General features: G+C 55.3%; 1 protein-coding gene. It reads right to left on the reverse strand.

Going from position 1 to position 4,157, the window contains the following annotated elements; translation table 11 throughout:
- Nucleotides 1–4,157 (reverse strand): beta strand repeat-containing protein (locus tag ABD931_RS22305; RefSeq protein WP_345270197.1); only part of this gene is annotated, 4,157 nt, incomplete at both ends.

Here is a 4,157-nt window from a genome sequence, read left to right on the forward strand (position 1 = left end):
GCGCACTGCCCACGTTGAAGGTCACCCGGGCCGTGTCACACAAGGCCGTGTTCACCCGGTCACAGATCTGGTAGACCAGCGTGGTGCTGCCGGCAAAACCGGTGGCCGGCGTGAAGCTGATACTGCCGTTGGCATTGACCACCGCTGTGCCGCTGGCGGGCTGAGACAGGATCACCGGGGTAGTCACCGTAGCCAGTGTGGCCGGTACAGTGCCGTTGCGGTCGGCATCATTGGCCAGCACGTTCACCGTCACCGGCTGATTGAAGGTAACCGTTGCCACATCCGGGTTGGCTCGCGGAGCCGCACTGCCTACGTTCACTACCACCAGAGCGGTGTCACACAAGGCTGTATTCACCACATCACAGATGCGGTAGATGAACTGGTCGGCTCCGGCAAACCCGAAGGCAGGTGTGTAGGTGATGCTGCCGTCGGGGTTCACCACCGCCGTACCGTTAGAAGGTTGGGTACTGACAACCGGCGCAGTAACATTTGTCAGGTTAGCCGGTTGTCCGGACCGATTCAGGTCATTGAGCAGCACCGGTATCTGCACCGCCGTATTCAGGGCCGTGGTGTAGTTATCCCGGTTGGCTGTTGGAGCCGCTGAACCTACGTTAAAGACCACCAGGGCCGTATCACACAAACTAGTGTTAACTCGATCACAAATTCGGTAGATTAAGCTATCACTACCGGCAAAACCGGCATTGGGCGTATAAGAGATGCTGCCGGTTGAGTTTACGACAGCCGTTCCGTTGCTAGGCGGACGGCTGATAAACGGTGCCGTCACATTCGTCAGGCTGGCCGGCTGGTTGGCCTTATCTCTGTCATTGGTCAGAACGGGAACGGTTACTGCCTGATTAAATGCGGTTGTAACATTATCCCGGTTGGCCACTGGCGGTGCCGATTGCACATTAATCACGACTAAAGCGGTATCACACAGAGTCGGGTCAACTACATCACAAATCCGGTAAATTAAGGTATCCCGACCGGCGAAGGTATCATTCGGATTATACGTAAGTGTCCTATCGGCGTTGATGACGGCAGTGCCATTTCTGGGCTGGCTGACAATTACCGGTGCCGTGACATTAGTCAGGTTAGCCGGTTGTCCGGACCGGTTCAGGTCATTCGCCAGTATATTCACCGTTACATTCTGGTTGAACGGTGTCGATACCACATCCGGATTAGCAGTCGGTGCCGAGGACCCGATGGTAACCGTTACTCGTGCCGTATCGCATAGCGTTTGATTGGTGATGTCACAGATTCGGTACAGGAACGTGTCTGTACCGGCAAAGCCTGCATTGGGCCGGTAAAATACACTGCCATCGCCATTTACAACCACTGTACCATTGGTCGGCTGCTGGACAATAACGGGTAAGGTGACGGTAGAAACAGTGGCTATCTGCCCCCGGCGGTCTACATCGTTATTAAGTACCGATATAGACACCTGCTGATTGAATGGCGAAGATACATCGTCATTTACCGCAGTAGGTGCTATACTGCCAACCGTAATAGTTACCAGTGCTGTATCACACAGAGCTGTATTAACTACATCACAAATCCGGTAGATCAATGTATCGCCACCCGCAAAACCTGAGTTTGGCGTGTACCGCAGCAATAAGATGTCATTCTGTACAACTAGCGTGGCGGTACCGTTTGCCGGCGGCCGGGTAATAACCGGGGTGGTGACGTTTGTCGTTGTCGCCCCCACAAAATTCCGGTTAACGTCATTACTCAGAATGTCAATATCGACACGCTGGTTAAAAGCCGTCGTCGCCTGGTCGGGTGTAGCAATGGGAGCCGCAGACCCTACCGTTATACCGACAAACGCAGTATCACATACGGTCGGATTGGTGATATCACAGATTCGGTAGCTAAATACCGTTCCGCCGGCAAAACCTGTCGCTGGGGTAAATGTAACGGTTCCATTAGCGTTAAGCACTACGGTCCCTCCTCCTCCCGAAGGCTGGCCGAGCAGCGTTATCGTTACCGTAGATGTAGTAGCGGGCAGCCCACCGCAATTATCCCTATCATTGGCCAGAATATTTACCGTAGTGGCCGTATTGAAGGCGGTTGACGCGGTATCTATCGAAGCCGTTATTGCATTAGACAGAACCGTAATGGTAAATACCTGAGCCGGACCGGGACAGCCGCCATTGCCGGTAGCTACCACCGAAATAGTAGTGGTCAGCGGCTGGCTGGTTGCATTAGTGGCCCGGAACGACGGTATGGCACCGGTTCCAATCTGCGTAAAGCCGATATTCGTCGAACTGGTATAGCTGAAAGTAGCTCCTGCCACCGGGCTGCTGAAGGTAATCGGCGTCGTATTCTGCCCGTTACAGATTGTCACACTATTGACCGCATTAACCAATGGGGTCGGGTTAACGGTGATGGTTGACACCTCCAGCGGACCCGGACAACCATTCGCAACCGCCTGAACCGTCAGGGTGACGGTGATGGGTCCCGTTGTCGTGTTCGAGGCTACAAACGTCGGAACACCGCCGGTGCCGGTAGTCGCAGCAAGACCTATATTGCCGGATACGGTATAGCTGAAGGTCGCTCCCGTCGTGGCGCTGTTAAACGGAATGGGGGGTACCGATTGTCCGTTACATACGACTACATTAGCAACCTGGTTGACCGCCGGCAGGGGATTCACCGTTACGGTAAAGGTCTGCGCAGGTCCCTGGCAACCATTCCCCGTAGCTACCACGGTTACCGTTGCTGTTAGCGGAGCCGTTCCTTCGTTGCTGGCAATAAAGCCCGGAATGTTGCCGGTGCCACTGGTCCCAAATCCCACATCAACCGAACTGGTGTAGTTGAAGACCGCACCGGGCGTTGAACTGGTAAACGGAATACTCAGCGCAACTGCATTATCACAATACGTTAAGCTGGTCACCGGAGCAATAACTGGGCTGGGGTTGATGGTGATGGTTGATGTCTGAGCGGGTCCCGGACAGCCATTAGCCATAGCGACAACCGTCAGCGTTACCGTAATTGGCGCTGACGTATTATTGACTGCCGTGTAGGCGTTAATATTCCCCGTGCCGGTGGTGCCGAAACCAACATTACCGGATACCGTATAACTAAAGGTAGCACCGGGGGTGGCGCTGGTGAATTCAATAGCGGGAGCCGTAGCGCCGTTACACACCACATAATTAGGTACCTGCGCTACCTGCGGGCTGGGGTTGATGGTGACCACAAACGTCTGGGCCGGACCATCACAACCGCCGGTAGAGGCAACTACCGTAACGGTAGTGGAAATCGGAGCAGACGAATTGTTAACGGCAACAAACGAAGAAATGCCGTTTGTTCCGACAAATCCAAATCCCAGATTACTGCTGCTGGTGTATCGGATGGTAGCGCCCGCCGTTGGACTGGTAAACGAAATGGCAGGTACAGTAGCTCCGTCACAGACCACAACATTGGCAATCGGATTAACGGTCGGACTGGGCTGAATGGTAAAGGTAAACGTCTGCGCCGGCCCCGGACAGCCGTTGGCCGTAGCAACAACGGTGACCGTAGTAGTAATTGGAGCGGTTGTGTTGTTGACGGCAATAAACGAAGGTAGATTTCCGGTACCCGTAGTGGCTAAGCCAATGTTCCCACCCGTAGCCGTATAGCTGAACGTAGTACCCGGCGTCGGGCTACCAAACGCTACGGCCTGGGTGGTCGCGCCGTTGCAATAGGTGAAGTTGTTGACTGTATTGACCGTCGGGCTGGGGTTGACCGTGATGCTGAACGACTGCGCTGGACCAGCACAACCCTGGGCGTTGGCGGTGACGGTAACCGTAGCTACCAGCGGTGTAGCTCCCGTATTGTCGGCAGTAAAGGCCGGAATATTGCCTACGCCCGTTGTCCCGAATCCAATGTCGACCGACGTCGTGTACTGGAAGGTAGCGCCGGGGGTGGGGCTGCTGAAGGCAATGGCCGATACCGGTGCCCCATTGCATACCGACAGGCTGGCTACAGCATTGACCACCGGGCTGGGGTTCACCGTGATGGTAAACACCTGCACCGGTCCCGGGCAGCCATTAGCCGTACCCGTCACCGTCACCGTGGTGGTGATAGGGGCCGTGCCGTTGTTGACGGCCGTGAAGGACGGAATGCCGCCGGTCCCGCTGGTGCCGAAGCCCACATCGCTGCTGCTGGTGAAGGCAAAGGTG

It is taken from the genome of Nibrella viscosa (assembly GCF_039541875.1).
In the GTDB taxonomy this organism is placed as follows: domain Bacteria; phylum Bacteroidota; class Bacteroidia; order Cytophagales; family Spirosomataceae; genus Nibrella; species Nibrella viscosa.